The organism is Streptomyces sp. NPDC006309, assembly GCF_040613095.1.
Taxonomy (GTDB): domain Bacteria; phylum Actinomycetota; class Actinomycetes; order Streptomycetales; family Streptomycetaceae; genus Streptomyces.
Genome location: NZ_JBEXRO010000007.1, coordinates 127,293 through 141,495, shown reverse-complemented (window position 1 = coordinate 141,495; position 14,203 = coordinate 127,293). Strand labels below are relative to the sequence as shown.

The 14,203-nt window shown below is 72.2% G+C and carries 12 protein-coding genes; 4 read left to right on the top strand and 8 right to left on the bottom strand.

The window, feature by feature from the left end; all coding sequences use genetic code 11:
- The first annotated feature begins 88 nt into the window (after positions 1-88).
- Positions 89-1,129 (top strand): NlpC/P60 family protein, encoded by a 1,041-nt coding sequence (locus ABZ117_RS12840; protein ID WP_356820069.1) that lies wholly within the window; start codon positions 89-91, stop codon positions 1,127-1,129.
- Here ABZ117_RS12840 and ABZ117_RS12835 read toward each other — a convergent pair.
- The 6 genes from ABZ117_RS12835 to ABZ117_RS12810 all read right to left on the bottom strand — a co-directional run bounded on the left by ABZ117_RS12835 (position 1,126) and on the right by ABZ117_RS12810 (position 7,609).
- On the bottom strand, positions 1,126-1,638 hold the full coding sequence (locus ABZ117_RS12835; RefSeq protein ID WP_356820067.1) for a hypothetical protein: 513 nt from the start codon (positions 1,636-1,638) through the stop codon (positions 1,126-1,128). The two genes, ABZ117_RS12840 and ABZ117_RS12835, sit on opposite strands and share 4 nt — an antisense overlap.
- A 101-nt stretch (positions 1,639-1,739) precedes the next feature.
- Positions 1,740-2,993, bottom strand: coding sequence for a styrene monooxygenase/indole monooxygenase family protein (locus ABZ117_RS12830; RefSeq protein ID WP_356820065.1), 1,254 nt, complete (start codon positions 2,991-2,993; stop codon positions 1,740-1,742).
- A gap of 24 nt (positions 2,994-3,017) precedes the next feature.
- On the bottom strand, positions 3,018-3,677 hold the full coding sequence (locus ABZ117_RS12825) for an ATP/GTP-binding protein (RefSeq protein ID WP_356820063.1): 660 nt from the start codon (positions 3,675-3,677) through the stop codon (positions 3,018-3,020).
- On the bottom strand, positions 3,658-4,065 hold the full coding sequence (locus ABZ117_RS12820; RefSeq protein WP_356820061.1) for a DUF742 domain-containing protein: 408 nt from the start codon (positions 4,063-4,065) through the stop codon (positions 3,658-3,660). The genes ABZ117_RS12825 and ABZ117_RS12820 overlap by 20 nt, the downstream gene beginning before the upstream one ends.
- Entirely contained in the window at positions 4,062-4,559 is a 498-nt protein-coding gene (locus ABZ117_RS12815) for a roadblock/LC7 domain-containing protein (protein WP_356820059.1), read from the bottom strand. The genes ABZ117_RS12820 and ABZ117_RS12815 overlap by 4 nt, the downstream gene beginning before the upstream one ends.
- Positions 4,556-7,609, bottom strand: a complete 3,054-nt coding sequence (locus ABZ117_RS12810; RefSeq protein ID WP_356820057.1) for a nitrate- and nitrite sensing domain-containing protein — start codon at positions 7,607-7,609, stop codon at positions 4,556-4,558. Before ABZ117_RS12810 ends, ABZ117_RS12815 begins: the two co-directional genes overlap by 4 nt.
- A gap of 382 nt (positions 7,610-7,991) precedes the next feature.
- Between ABZ117_RS12810 and ABZ117_RS12805 the strand changes: the two genes are divergently transcribed.
- Positions 7,992-8,780, top strand: a complete 789-nt coding sequence (locus ABZ117_RS12805; RefSeq protein WP_356820055.1) for a protein phosphatase 2C domain-containing protein — start codon at positions 7,992-7,994, stop codon at positions 8,778-8,780.
- 55 nt (positions 8,781-8,835) lie between these two features.
- Here the strand turns inward: ABZ117_RS12805 and ABZ117_RS12800 are convergent, their stop codons facing one another.
- Positions 8,836-9,327: a MarR family transcriptional regulator gene (locus ABZ117_RS12800; protein ID WP_356820054.1), complete on the bottom strand. Its 492-nt coding sequence runs from the start codon at positions 9,325-9,327 to the stop codon at positions 8,836-8,838.
- 227 nt (positions 9,328-9,554) lie between these two features.
- Here ABZ117_RS12800 and ABZ117_RS12795 point away from each other — a divergent pair, with 227 nt between their 5' ends.
- Complete coding sequence (locus ABZ117_RS12795; RefSeq protein WP_356820052.1) at positions 9,555-10,388, top strand: lysozyme; 834 nt, start codon at positions 9,555-9,557, stop codon at positions 10,386-10,388.
- A 173-nt stretch (positions 10,389-10,561) separates the two neighbouring features.
- Complete coding sequence (locus ABZ117_RS12790; protein ID WP_356820050.1) at positions 10,562-12,958, top strand: SpoIIE family protein phosphatase; 2,397 nt, start codon at positions 10,562-10,564, stop codon at positions 12,956-12,958.
- A gap of 81 nt (positions 12,959-13,039) precedes the next feature.
- Here the strand turns inward: ABZ117_RS12790 and ABZ117_RS12785 are convergent, their stop codons facing one another.
- Positions 13,040-14,062, bottom strand: a complete 1,023-nt coding sequence (locus ABZ117_RS12785; protein WP_356820048.1) for a hypothetical protein — start codon at positions 14,060-14,062, stop codon at positions 13,040-13,042.
- Positions 14,063-14,203 lie beyond the last annotated feature (141 nt).

The window sequence follows — 14,203 nt, the reverse complement described above, 5'->3', positions numbered from 1 at the left end:
CGCTCGGGGCGCGCCCCGCACACACCTGCCGTACTAGCGGTGCGATAAGCGGAAGTAATTTCTTCCTCTGAGCACCCGAGGTGATGATGTGTCAGGAATGCTCCCGCGCCTGGCCTGCGCGGCCGCGGTGGCGGCCCAGGCCGTCCTCGTGCCCGTGCCCGCCGCCGCCGCACCGGCTCCCCAGCCGTCCGTCGCCCGCCTGCTGAGCGATCTCCAGCGGCTGTACCGGCAGACCGAACAGGCCACCGAGACCTACGACGCCACCACGGAACAGCTCGAACGGCAGCGCGCCGAGGTCACCCGCCTCGACGGCGAACTGACCCGCGCCCGGCTCGCCCTGCAGGGCAGCCGGACCGACGCCGGGCGCCTGGCCCGGCAGCAGTACCAGAACGCCGGCGGCCTCGGCCCCTACGTCCGTGTCCTGCTCGCCCCCGACCCGCAGCACGCCCTGGACGAGGGCCACGTCATCGGCGAACTCGCCCGCGAACACGCCCGGACGGTGGCCCGGCTGACCGCCGCGGAGAGACGGAAGGACACGCTGGCCCGTGCGGCCCGCAAGGCCCTCGACACCCAGCAGACCCTCGCCGGCCGGCAGCGGAGCCAGCGCGACGACGTCCGGGCGCGACTGGCCGACGTGGAGCGCATGCTGGCCGGTCTCACCCCGGAGCAGCTCGCGGCCGTGGCCCGGCTGGAGGAGCAGGGGGTCAGCGAGGCGCAGCGCAAGCTCACCAGCGCGGGCGCCCTGCCCGCCGACCGCCCCGCCTCACCGGCGGGCGACCGTGCCGTCGACTACGCCCTGGACCAGCTCGGCAAGCCGTACCGGTGGGGGGCGCAGGGCCCGGACGCGTTCGACTGCTCGGGCCTGACGTCCCAGGCGTGGTCCCACGCGGGAACACCGCTCCCGCGCACCAGCCAGGAACAGTGGGACCGGCTGCCCAAGGTCCCACTGAGCCAACTGCGCCCCGGGGACCTGGTGGTGTACTTCCCCGAGGCGACGCACGTGGCGCTGTACGTGGGCGACGGCAAGGTCGTCCAGGCGCCCAGGCCGGGCGAGAAGGTGGAGCTCTCGGCGATCGCCGGCTACCCGATCCTGGGCGCGGTGCGACCCGGTCCCGACGGACGGGTCTAGTGCTTGCAGAACTGCTTCGACGCCAAGGCGGCGCCCGCGTCGTAGCCCTTCTGCCAGTTCGGGTCCACCTTCTGGGGCACGGCGAACTGCTGCTGGTTCTTCTTGCAGTCCTTCTTCAGATCCGCGAAGCCGTCTCTGAAACCCTGCCGGTACTGCGCCTTGGCGTCGTTCTGCTGGCCCTTCTTCACCATCCCGCACTTGGCCCCGGAGGTGCCGACCTGATGGGCGGTCACGAAGCCCCGGGCGCCCATGATCGTCGTGGAGAAACTGCCGTTGGCGTTCGCCCTCACGCTGCCGTCCGCTCCCTGGGAGGAATCCACGACAACGCTCTTGTTCGGCTTGAAGCCACTGCCGCTGACCTGCACGGCGTTCTGGCCGTTACCCGTCCCCACCGAGCAGCTGGGTGACGCCGCCGCCGCTGTCGTGGCGGAGAACGTCATGGACCCCAGCGCCAGTGACGACACCGCCAGTGGTGCCAGCACAGCCAGACGCACACGTCGACCGTTCATGGGAACACTCCTACGTGGTTGTCCCCCCTCCGACCCCTGCTTTCCAGCGTCTCTCCGCCGGTGCGGGGTGTCAAAAGGGGGACGGACCCGTCGGAGAGCGGTCAGGCTCCGGTGACCGACGCCAGGTAGGCGGCCGTCTTCTCCGGCTCGTAGAAGAAGTTCTCGAAGTCGGCGGGATCGTTGAACGCGTTGGCGAACCGATCCGCCACCGGCTGGAGTTGGCCGGCGGCGCCGATGAGGTTCAGCACGTGCTCCGGCGGCGGCGCCAGCATGGCGTTGGTCCACTTGGTGACGTGCCGGGCGGTGGCCCAGTACCGGTCGAAGGTGGCCCGCATCCACTCCTCGTCGAACGGTTCGTCACCCCGCTCCAGGATCGACGCGAGGTACGCGGCGGCGCACTTCGACGCCGAGTTGGAGCCCTGCCCGGTGATCGGGTCGTTCGCGACGACCACGTCGGCCACGCCGAGGACCAGGCCGCCGGAGGGCAGCCGGCCGACGGGGTTGCGGACGGTCGGGGCGTACCGGCCGGCCAGCGTGCCGCCGGCGTCGGTCAGTTCGGCCTTCGTGGCCCGCGCGTGCTCCCACGGAGTGAACGTCTCCATGAGCTTCAGGGTCAGGGACAGGTGCTCCGCCGGGTCCTTGACGCCCTTGAAGGCGTCGAGCGGGCCGCCGGGTATGCCTTCCCAGAACAGGATGTCGGCACGGCCAGAGGTGGTCAGGGTCGGCATGACGAACAGCTCGCCGACCCCGGGGACCAGGTTGCAGCGGACCGCGTCGAAGTCCGGGTGCTCGGGACGCGGGCCGAGCCCGTGGACGTACGCCACCGCCAGCGCGCGCTGCGGCTCGCTGTACGGGGAGCGCTCGGGGTCGCGGGCGAACATCGACACCAGTTCGCCCTTGCCGGCCGCGACGAGGACGAGGTCGTAGGCCCGGGAGAAGTAGTCGAGGTCGCCGACCGCCGCGCCGTGGATGACCAGCTGGCCGCCGCGCTGGGCGAAGGTCTCCATCCAGCCGGCCATCTTCACCCGCTGGTCCACCGACTGCGCGTACCCGTCGAGCCGGCCCACCCAGTCGATCGCCCGCTGGGTGGGGCCCGGGTCGTGCGAGCCGGGGGCCGCGACCGAGACGCCGAGGCCCTCGATCCTCGGTGCCTGGGACTCCCAGAAGTTCACCTGGAGATCGCGCTCGTGCCCCAGCGCCGTGTCGAACATGCACTGCGTCGACATGACCCGGCCGGAGCGGATCTCGTCCGCGGTCCGGTTCGACATCAGGGTGACCTCGTAGCCGTGCGACTGGAGGCCGAGGGCGAGCTGGAGGCCGGACTGGCCGGCTCCGACGACGAGTATCTTCCGCATGCGGGTGGTGGCTCCTTACAGGGACTACTCGGGTGTTTCGGCCAGCGCGTGGCCCACCAGGGCCAGGAGGGTCTCGATCACCGAGATCCGGCGCCGGGCGTCCATGATCATGACAGGGACGTGCGCGGGGATCGTCAGCGCCTCCCGCACGTCATCCGGCTCGAACCGCTCACTGCCGTCGAAGTGGTTCACCGCGACGACGTACGGCAGTGCGCAGCTCTCGAAGTAGTCCAGCGCCGGGAAGCAGTCCTTCAGACGGCGGGTGTCCGCCAGGACCACGGCGCCTATCGCGCCGCGCACCAGGTCGTCCCACATGAACCAGAACCGCTGCTGGCCCGGCGTGCCGAACAGGTAGAGCACCAGGTCGTCGTCGAGCGTGAGGCGGCCGAAGTCCATGGCCACGGTGGTGGTGAGCTTGCCCGGGGTGGCCGACAGGTCGTCGGTGCCCTCGCTGGCCTCGGTCATCAGCGCCTCGGTCTGGAGGGGCGTGATCTCCGAGACGGAGGTGACCAGGGTGGTCTTGCCGACGCCGAAGCCCCCCGCCACCACGATCTTCGTGGCGATGGGGGCCCGGGTGCGGTCCGTCTGCCAGGACTTCAGATCCTCGTCGGGCTCGGCGAAGCCGGCGACGAGGGGGATGCCTCCGACGGCGGAGGCGGCGGCGTCAGAGACGACGGAGTCCACTCAGCACCCTTTCCAGCAGCGCGCGGTCCGGGCGGCCGGTGCCGTGCCCGGTCCCGGTGCCGTACACACGGATCTTTCCCTGGTCCGCGAGATCGCTCAGGAGTACGCGGACCACGCCGAGCGGCATCTTCAGCAGCGCGGCGATCTCGGCCACCGTGCGCATACGGCGGCACAGTTCGACGATGGCCCGCATCTCCGGCATGACCCGGGTCGTGAGCGAGCCGTTCGTCAGTTCCCTGCGCTCCTCGGGGGCCTCCAGCGCGGCCACGAAGGTCTCCACCAGGAGGACGTGGCCGAAGCGGGTACGGCCGCCGGTGAGCGAGTAGGGGCGGACACGGGCGGGTTTGCGGTCGCCGCCGCGGACGGGGAGTTTCGCTGTGCCGCTCATCGGGCGCTCCCCGTCGACTGGGACTCGAGTGACTGCCGCAGCTCCGAGCGGAGTTCCGGGGTGAGGACATGGCCGGCACGGCCGACGAACAGTGCCATGTGGTAGGCCACCACGCTCATGTCGCACTCGGCGGAGCCGTGCACGCCGAGCAGTGAGCCGTCGCTGATCGACATCACGAACAGGCTGCCCTCCGCCATGGCGACCATCGTGTGCCTGACCCCGCCGAAGTCCATCAGCTTGGCGGCCCCGACGGTGAGGCTGCCGATGCCGGAGACGATGGTGGCGAGGTCGGCGGAGGACCCGCGGGGGCCCTTGGCCGGGCTCGCCAGGCGGGACTGCTCGGTGTGTCCGGGATCGGACGAGAGCAGCAGCAGGCCGTCCGAGGAGACCACGGCGACGGACTGGATGCCGGGTACTTCCTCGACCAGGTTGGTCAGCAGCCAGTGCAGGTTGCGGGCTTCGCTGCTCAGTCCGTAGGTAGTGGGCGCGGTCAACTGCTTGCCTCCTCGGCTGTGCCCCCCGTGGCTTCTGTGGTGTGTGCGGCGATCTCCGCCTCCACGTCGCGGTAGCCGGCTACGGCTCCCCGGCGGAACCCGCCGAGCCTGCGGCGCAGAGCGTCGGCGTCGACGCTCTCGGTTCGCTGGCGGGGTGGCGCCGCGGGTGCGGTGATCCTGGGCGTGCGCTTGGGCAGGCCCTTGCTGGTGACCACCTCGGCGTCGTCCTCGGCGGGGTCGTTCTTGCCCGCACCGGTGGTGCGGAAGTCATCGGGCCCATCCACCCGTCCGGCCTCCGGCCCGGCCCCCGGCCGGGCGGTGCGCTGGACGGCGGCGGGCTGCGCGGCGGAGCCGTGCCCGGCGGCGCCGTGCTCAGTGGGGGTCTGCCTGGCAGAGTCCTGCCCGGTGGAGCCGTGCTCGGCGGGGGCATGCCCTGCGGCGCCGTGTCCGGCGGGGTCCCGCCCGGTGGAGCCGTGTCCGCCGGAGCTGTGCCCGGCGGAGCCCTGCCCGGCGGGAGCCTGCCCCGTGGAGGAGCCCGACCCGGCGGAGCCCTGCCCGGTGGGGGACGGCTCGGTCGTGACCTGGTCGGTGGCGGCCGGGGACAGGTCCGGGAGCAGCAGCTCCATCGTGGTCTCGGCTGGGGTCTCCGGCGGTGCCTTCGGCCGTGTCGGCGCATCCTCCGCGCGCCGCCGGCCGGGGCTCTCCGCCCGGGTGTGCGTCTCGGTGTCCTCGGGCTCCGGCTCCGGCCCGGTCTCCCGCGTGTCCCCGGCCCTCTCCCCGGCCCTTTCCGCGGGCTTCTCCGCCGTGGCGCCGGCGGCCCGGGCCGCCTTCTCCGCCAGTGCGACCAGCGGATCGGTGTCCGCGGCGCGGCCGTGCAGGACGTTGGAGTTGGCCTCGGCGTCGGCGCCCGGCAGGGAGTAGGTGCCGGTGCCGCTCATGGAGGCGGACTGCGCGGGGAGCGCGGCCGGCGGGGCCTCGGTGAGGAGGGACGCCGGGAGGACCACGACCGCGGCGACGCCGCCCTGCTTCTGCTCGCGCAGCCGGACGCGGACGCCGTGGCGCTGGGCGAGGCGGGCGACGACGTAGAGGCCGAGGCCCAGGTTGTCGTCGCCCTCCTGGTCGTAGGGCGACCCGGGGTCGAAGTCGGTGAGGCGGGCGTTGAGACGGGCGAGGCGCTCCTCGGTCATGCCGATGCCCTCGTCCTGGACGGACAGCATGACCTCGCCGGATTCCAGCAGCCAGCCGGAGACCTCCACCGGCACGTCCGGCGGCGAGAACGACGTGGCGTTCTCCATCAGCTCGGCCAGCAGGTGGGAGAGGTCGTCCGCGGCGAAGCCCACGAGGTGCGTGTGCGGGGGCAGCGCCGCGATGCGCACGCGTTCGTAGCGCTCGATCTCGCTGACCGCCGCCCGGACCACGTCGACCAGCGGGACCGGGCCGGGGTGCTGCTGGACGTGCTCGGTGCCGGCGAGGACCAGGAGGTTCTCGCTGTGCCGGCGCATGACCGTGGCGAAGTGGTCGAGTTTGAAGAGCGTGGCGAGGCGCTCGGGATCCTGTTCGCGGTCCTCCAGGCCCTCGATGACCGCCAGCTGCCGCTCGACCAGGCCCAGGGTGCGCAGGGCCAGGTTGACGAAGGTGGAGCCGATGCTGGTGCGCAGCCGCTCCAGCTGGGCGGTGGACCCGGCGAGTTCGGCGCGCAGTTCCTCGCGGGCGTCGGCCATCTTCTGCCGCTGGCCCACCAGGTGCTTGCGGTCCGTCTCCAGGGTCCCGACCCGCTCGTGCAGCGTCACGGCGTGCGCGTGCAGGGCGTTGACCGAGCGGACCACCTGGGCGAACTCGTCGTTGCGGCCGGTGAAGGTGATCGGCTCCTGGGCCGCCGGGTCCTCGGCCCCGGCGAGGCGGGCGGAGCCGCGGCGCAGGACCGAGAGCGGGCGGGTGAGGGTGCGGGCCACGGCCGCGGCGACGCCGATCGCGACCAGCATCAGGGCGCCGAGGACCGCGACGCGGATCTCCAGGGCGGTGACGTCGTCGTCCCGGAGCCTGGCGAGGTCCTTGGTGCGGTGGTCGTAGAGCGCGGACTCGGCACCGCGCATGAGGTCGACCCGGGCGGACAGGGCGGCGTCCAGCTTCTTGGTGCTGGTGGTCGCCTCGCTGTCGGCCAGGGTGGGCTGGTCGGTCAGCGTGGCCAGGTACTTCTCGGCCGAGTTGACCTCCGGGCCGGTGACCGTGGAGTCGTAGGAGTCCACGGCCGCCTTGGGCGCCGTACCGCGGAAACCGGCGAGGGCGGCGTCGGCGCGCAGCCGGGCCTGCTGGGCGGCGACGGTGAGCGCGTCGCGCTGCCTGCCCTCCGCGTCGGTGGTGGTGGCCGTGGCCGGCAGGCCGGTGGCGGGGTCGATCACCGTGCGGGAGTGGGACGGGACGTTCAGCGCGGCCAGCAGCAGGCCGCGGGCGGCGGCGGACTGCTGGACGGCCGAGTCCAGCTCGGCCAGGGCGTGGGCTCCGGAACCGGCCCGCGGGGGCGTCCGCTCGGCCAGCTGTTCGGCGAGCCGGTGCAGCGCGGTGATCGTCTCGGAGTACGCCTGGTGCGCCTGGAGTGCGCTGGTCTTGCCGGTGAGGGCCGCGCGCCGGACGGCGTCGATGCCGCTGAGGTCGGTGCGCAGGTCCGCCGGGGTGCCCTTGTCGGCGCGCAACTCCTCGACCTGCCGGTCCACGCGGGCGCTGCGGTCCTCGGCGGGCGCCTTGGAGCGGGGGCGGCCGGCCGCGATGTAGGAGGTGACCTCGTCGCGCTCGTCGGCGAGGGAGTGGGCGAGGGTGAGCGCGTCCTGGGTGCGGGCGGCGAGGGTCACCAGATCCTGGGAGTCGCTGACGTCCTGGGAGGCGGTGAGCACGGCGGGCGCGCCCGCGCCGGCCACGGCGGCGGCCACCACCGCGACGGCGACGATCAGCCGGTTGCGCACATGAGTGGGGCGGCCGGTGCCCACGGGTGTCTGCGGGGCGGTCCCCGCGGGGGCCGTCTGACTGCCTGTGCGCCGAGGCCGCTTTTTCTGCACCGGTGCTCGCATTCCTGAACTCGTCTACCCAGGGCCCGGGTGGCACCCCGTCATCTCGGTGCCAAGTGGTGCGTACACCCGGTTCGTACGGTTCCCGACCCTCCCAGCGCCGGTGGGCAGTGGTCGCGCATCACCTGACCCGCCACCCGAAGGAGTGAACATCGGAGGGGAGTTGGCGGGCAAGTTCCTCTGGCCGGTGCGGGGGTCTTGCGCGGTGGGCCGGTTGGACGTGCGCGGCAGGCTTTGGCAGTATTCGCCACCACGCCTTCCCGGAGTGGATCATTACCTCCCAAATCAGGCGCCTGACCTGCGGGGTCATGGGAAATCGCCACCGCTTGCCAGCCTTTGGCGAGTGTGTGAAGGGGTCGTGCAGACTGGCTGGATGCGCACTGATCTCGTTTCCGAGCCCGGCGACGCCGCCCGCCCCAACGAGGACTTCGCCGGTGTCGCGCTACCCGCCTGCGGACAGGGAGGTTGCGTCATCGTCCTGGACGGGGTGACGCCGCCCGGCGGCGGCACGGGCTGTCTGCATTCCGTCCCCTGGTTCACCTCGCGACTGGGCGGCGCACTGACCGAACTGACCGTTTCCGGGCGAGATCTGACGCTGCCGGAGATTCTCGCGGAGGCGATCCGGCGCACCGCCGGCGTCCACGCAAACGCCTGTGACCTTTCTCACCCACGGACGCCCCAGGCAACCGTCGCCCTGGCCCGCTGGTCCGCCGCCACGGTGGAGTACCTGGTGCTGTCCGACTCGGCGCTGCTGCTGCGGGGCCCCGACGGCACGGTCACGCCGGTCCTGGACGACCGGCTCGCCCGGCTGCCGCGTGCCGCGCTCGCCACGGAGGCCCTGGTCGACACGCGTCTGCGCAACCGGGAGGGCGGCTTCTTCACGGCCGCCGCCGACCCGGCCGTGGCCGCCCGGGCGGTCACCGGCGTCCTGCCCCGGCGCGAGGTCCGGGCGCTGGCCGCGCTGACGGACGGCGCGACCCGCTGGACGGAGACGTTCCGCGAGGGCGACTGGGCGGCCCTGTTCGACGTGGTCGCGAAGGAGGGCGCGCGGTCACTGGTCGACCGGGTGCGGGCACTGGAGGACGCGGACCGGGTGGAACGGGCGTTCCTGGGGCGCGGCAAGACGCACGACGACGCGACGGTGGTGTACGCGGAGCTGTGACGGGACGCCGCGGCGGTGGCGTGGGTGGCCGGGCCGGGACCTGTGCGCTCCGGGGCTACCTCTCCATGCCGCCGTTCAGCTCGTGGAGCAGTCGGGCCAGTTCGGCGACCTCGTGGCGGTCCCAGTGGGCGAGCTGGCGGACGTAGCGGGCGCGGCGGGCCTCGCGGACCGTGCCGACGCGGCGGCGGCCCTCGTCGGTGAGGGTGACGAGCCAGGCGCGGCCGTCGGCCGGGTCGGGCTCGCGGGCGATCAGGCCGAGTTCCTCCAGGGCACGCAGCTGGCGGGACATGGTGGCCTTGCCGACGCCGATGTAGGCGGCGAGTGCCGTGGCCCGCTGGCCGCCGAGTTCGTCCAGCCGGATGAGCAGGCCGTAGGCGGAGGACTCCAGGTCGGGGTGGACCGCGCGGGCCATCTCCCCCTGGCTGGCCCGGGCGCGCCGGAGCAGCACGGTCAACTCGCGTTCCAGCGCCAGGAACTCCTGGTCCGGGCCACTGGGCGTCGTCTGGCCGGCGGCGCGGTGCGCGCCACCGTTTCCGTCGTCGTGCACGTCAGCACCCCTGATCGGTTTCGCTGTCCTGAAAGTTTCTGCCGTATGTCGTCATCACCGCAGCTCCGCCAGTATTTCGCAGGAGTAGACCAACGGCGTCCCGCGGACCCCCTTCCCACCCCATATCTACGTGCGTAGCTTCTTTACGAGGCAATCAATGGCATGCCCACGCCATTAGGTCAGCGGTCCGCGCCTCGTCCCCCACTTCACTCCCCCGGAGGCACGTCATGGCCGTGCTCAGACCCGGTTCCATCCGTTCCCCCCGCCCGCGTCCCCTCGCCGCCCTCCTCACGACCCTGCTCGCGGCGCTCTCCCTCACGCTCCCGCTCACCACCGCGCACGCCGCGACCACGCCCAGCCGCGGCTCCGCCTACCTCGGCATCGGCGTCCTCGCCCACGACGGCCGGAACGGCACCCCCACCACCGGCGAGGCCACCCAGACGGAGGGAGTGGACGTCTCCGCGTACCAGGGCAACGCCGCCTGGTCGACCCTGTGGGACAGCGGGGTGCGCTGGGCGTACACGAAGGGCACGGAGGGGACGTACTACACGAACCCGTACTTCGCGCAGCAGTACAACGGCGCGTACAACGTGGGCATGATCCGCGGCGCCTACCACTTCGCCACCCCGGACACCACCAGCGGCGCCACCCAGGCCAACTACTTCGTCGACCACGGCGGCGGCTGGTCCCGGGACGGCCGGACCCTGCCCGGCGCGCTCGACATCGAGTGGAACCCCTACGGCGCCGCCTGCTACGGCAAGACCGCGAGCCAGATGGTCAGCTGGATCGCCGACTTCGTCAACACCTACAAGGCGCGCACCACCCGGTACCCCGTCATCTACACGGCCGCCAGCTGGTGGACGCAGTGCACCGGCGACTACAGCGGCTTCGCCGCGAACAGCCCGCTGTGGATCGCCCGCTACGCCGCGGACCCGGGGACGCTCCCGGCCGGATGGCCGTACTACACGATGTGGCAGTACACCTCCTCCGGCCCGACCGTCGGCGACCACGACAAGTTCAACGGGGCGCTGGACCGGGTCCAGGCCCTGGCCAACGGGTAGCACTCGCCCCACCGGCCGCGGGACGGCGGCACGCCGGGACGCCGCCCCCGGTCGGGCCGGGGGCCGGGTCCTCCCCCGCCCCGTTCCGTGGCCCGTCCCTGCGTTGGTGCTCCGCGCCGCCCGGGATCATGCTGGTCAGGAGAGCCTGCCGAGCAAGGGCGAGATGAGCGGCGATGGAGCGACAGTCGACGTACACGGCCATGGCCACCATCGATGACCGGGGCATCCTGACCGGCTGGAGCGAGGGCGCGCGGCGGCTGCTCGGCTACGACTCCTCCGCGGTCGTCGGCCGCCCCGCCACCGCCCTGCTCGCCACCGACGGCGCGGCCGTCCGGCGCGCCCTGGCCGGCCGGACCCGCTGGAACGGCACCGTCCCGCTGCGCCACCAGGACGGCCGGCTCCTGGAACTGGGGGTTCTCGCCCATCGCCGTACCTCCGACAAGGGCGTCACCGACTGGCTCGCGGTGAGCGCCGTGACACCCCGGACCCAGCCGCCGCGCGGTGAACCACTGGAGGAGTGGACGTTCCTCCAGTCCCCCTTTCCGCTGGCGGTCTTCGACACCGACCTGCGCCTGGTACGCGCCAACCGCCGGATGGAGCACGCCCTCGCCCTGCCCGAGGCGGCGATGCGCGGGCTGCGTCTCACCCACATCGTGCCCGACACCGCGGGCGAGGAGGCCGACCGCTCGATGCGGCTGGCACTGGAGTCCGGCCGGCCGCGGGAGGCGCGCGCCCGTCTCGCCCCGGACCTCGGCCGGACCACCGTCCTGACCCCGCTGAAGGACGCGGGCGGCCGGGTACGGGCCGTGTGCCTGTCCGGGCAGCAGCCCGGCCAGGACTCCGCCGCCCGGCAGCGCGCCTCGGCGGACTCCGGACCGCTTGTCGGCACGGTGGCGGACCAGGCCCGCGCCGCTCAGGAACTCGGCGAGGTCACGGTCCCCCGGCTCGCCGACGTCATGGCGGTCGATCTGCTGGACTCCCCGCGCACCGGCGAGGAGGCCGGCGGGCCCGCCGATCCCGTCGTGCTGCGCCGGGCCGCCCTGCGCGCGCTGCCGGACGGAGGCGGCCGCGCCCATGGGACCGGCACCGGCACCGGCACCGGCACCGGCACCGATATCGGTATCGGTATCGGTATCGGTGAGGCCGTCGTGTGCCCGGCGGACTCGCCGCCCGCCCAGTGCCTGGCTGCGGCCCGCCCGCTGCTGTACGACACCGCCGACCCGGCCGTCGCCGGGTGGGCCGCGCTGGACCCGGGCGCCGCCTGGCTGCACATGTCCGGGGCGCGCGCCCTGCTGGCGGTGCCGCTCCTCGCCCAGGGCAGCACGCTCGGCGTGGCCCTGTTCGCCCGCCACCCCCGGCGGGGTGCGTTCGGGCCCGAGGACCTGCGGCTCGCGGAGGAGTTCACCGCCAAGGCCGCCGCCGGCATCCAGCAGGCCCGGACCTACTCCAAGTCCCGTACGACCACGATGGCCCTCCAGCGCAGCCTGCTCCCGCACAAGCTGCCCGACCAGGCGGCACTGGAGATCGCCACCCGCTATCTGCCGGCCGCCACCCGGGCCGGCGTGGGCGGGGACTGGTTCGACGTGATTCCGCTGTCCGGGGCGCGCGTGGCGCTGGTCGTGGGTGACGTGGTGGGGCACGGCATGCGCGCCTCCGCCACCATGGGCCGGCTGCGCACGGCCGTACGCACCCTGGCCGACGTCGACCTGCCGGCCGACGAACTGCTCACCCACCTCGACGACCTGGTGCTCAGACTGGCCGCCGACGAGGGCAGCGCGGACCCGGCCGCCGACACCGCGGGCGGCATCGGCACCACCTGTCTGTACGCCGTCTACGACCCGGTCTCGCGCCGGTGCACCATCGCCCGGGCGGGCCATCCCCCGCCCGCCGTGGTCACCCCGGACGGCACCGTCCGCTTCCTCGACGTGCCCGCGGGCCCGCCGCTCGGGCTGGGCGGGCTGCCCTTCGAGGCGGTGGAGACCGAACTGCCCGAGGGCAGCGTGCTCGCCCTCTACACCGACGGACTGCTGGAGGCCCGCGACCACGACATCGACGAGGCGCTGGACAAGATGTTCCACGCGCTCGGCCACCCCGCGAAGTCACTGGAATCGGTGTGCGACCGGGTCCTCACCGAGCTGCTCAGCCACCGCCCCGACGACGACATCGCCCTGCTGGTGGCGCGCACCCGGGCGCTGCACGCGGACCGGGTCGCCTCCTGGGAACTCGACAACGAGCCCACCGTCGTCTCCCTCGCCCGCCGGTACGCCACCGAGCAGCTGACCACCTGGGGCCTGGACGAGGCCGCGTTCCCCACGGAGCTGATGGTCAGCGAACTGGTCACCAACGCGATCCGCTACGGCCGCCCACCCATCCAGCTCCGGCTGATCCACCAGGACAGCAAGCTGATCTGCGAGGTGTACGACTCCAGCGGCACCACCCCGCACATGCGGCGCGCCCGGATCTTCGACGAGGGCGGCCGGGGCCTGCTGCTGGTCGCCCAGCTCGCCGAACGCTGGGGCACCCGGCACGACCGGGTCGGCAAGACGGTCTGGGCGGAACAGTCACTCTGACACCACCGCCGGCCGACACAGGTCCGCCCCGCCGCGGGGAGCGGCGGGGCGGAGTCTTGCCGCTGTCGCGGCGGTCAGGCCTTACTGGCCGGTCGTGTTGGACTGGTCGGTGGTGTTGTCGTTGGACTGGGCGCCACCGTTGTCGCCCTGCTGGTTCGACTGGTCGGTGGTGTTGGTGTTCGACTGGTCACCGGACGCGGTCCCGGCCTGGTCGTTCGACTGGTCGGTGGAGTTGGTGTTGGTCTGGTCGCCGGTGCCCTTGTCCGACGTGTTGGACTGGTCCGTCGTGTTCTTGTTCGACTGGTCGCCGCCTTCCTTGCCTGTCTTGTCGTTCGTCTGCGTGGTGTCGTTCTTGTTCGACTGATCGCCCGTACCGGAGCCCTTGTTGGACTGGTCGGTCTTGTTGTCGTTCGACTGCTTGCCGGAGCCCTTGTTGGACTGATCCGTCTTGTTGTCGTTCGACTGCTTGCCGGAGCCCTTGTTGGACTGATCCGTCTTGTTGTCGTTCGACTGGTTGCCGGAGCCCTTCCCGGACTTGTCGTTCGTCTGCTTCGTGTCGTTCTTGTTGGACTGGTCGCCGCCGCCCTTGCCTGTCTTGTCGTTGGTCTGCTTCGTGTCGTTCTTGTTCGTCTGGTTGTCGCCGCCCTTGTTGGACTGATCCGTCTTGTTGTCGTTCGACTGCTTGCCGTTGCCGGCGGACTGGTTCTGCTGAACGGTCACGTTGGTGTTGTTCTGCACGGTGGTGCCGGAGGCGTGACCGCCACCGCCACCGCCACCGCCGTGGCCGGATTCGGAACCGTGACCGGAACCATGGCCGGAGCCGCTCTCGTGCCCGCCGCCGTGTCCGGAGTAGCCGTGTGAGTGCTTCTTGCACCAGTTCTTGTGATGGCCGTGCTTCTTCTTCGACTTACAGCTGTGGCTGTGATGGTCGTGGGAGTGCTCGGCGGCAGTCACCGCGGCCGGGGTGTGCAGAGGGGCCGCGACCGCTGCGGTCGCCGGAAGAGCGAGTCCCCCGCCGATCACGGCCGAGGCGATCAGTGTGGCGAGGCGGACGCCCCGACGCTTGGAACGGTGGGCGTCGCGGTTCTCGACAGTACGGTTCATGGTTTTTTCCTCACTCGATGAAGGGTTTTCGCCGGGGTCCGGCAATTAAGGAGAGGGAATTCCTGGACTGGATTTCCGTTTCCCTTGCGGTTCGTTTTCCTGGCCGCACTTCAAGTAAGCCAAAACGGGCAGCCCCGGTCA

Coding starts and splice junctions, on each gene's coding strand:
- ABZ117_RS12835 (WP_356820067.1), bottom strand. CDS start 1,638: ATGAACGGTCGACGTGTGCGTCTGGCTGTGCTGGCACCACTGGCGGTG.
- ABZ117_RS12830 (WP_356820065.1), bottom strand. CDS start 2,993: ATGCGGAAGATACTCGTCGTCGGAGCCGGCCAGTCCGGCCTCCAGCTC.
- ABZ117_RS12820 (WP_356820061.1), bottom strand. CDS start 4,065: ATGAGCGGCACAGCGAAACTCCCCGTCCGCGGCGGCGACCGCAAACCC.
- ABZ117_RS12805 (WP_356820055.1), top strand. CDS start 7,992: ATGCGCACTGATCTCGTTTCCGAGCCCGGCGACGCCGCCCGCCCCAAC.
- ABZ117_RS12795 (WP_356820052.1), top strand. CDS start 9,555: ATGGCCGTGCTCAGACCCGGTTCCATCCGTTCCCCCCGCCCGCGTCCC.
- ABZ117_RS12790 (WP_356820050.1), top strand. CDS start 10,562: ATGGAGCGACAGTCGACGTACACGGCCATGGCCACCATCGATGACCGG.
- ABZ117_RS12785 (WP_356820048.1), bottom strand. CDS start 14,062: ATGAACCGTACTGTCGAGAACCGCGACGCCCACCGTTCCAAGCGTCGG.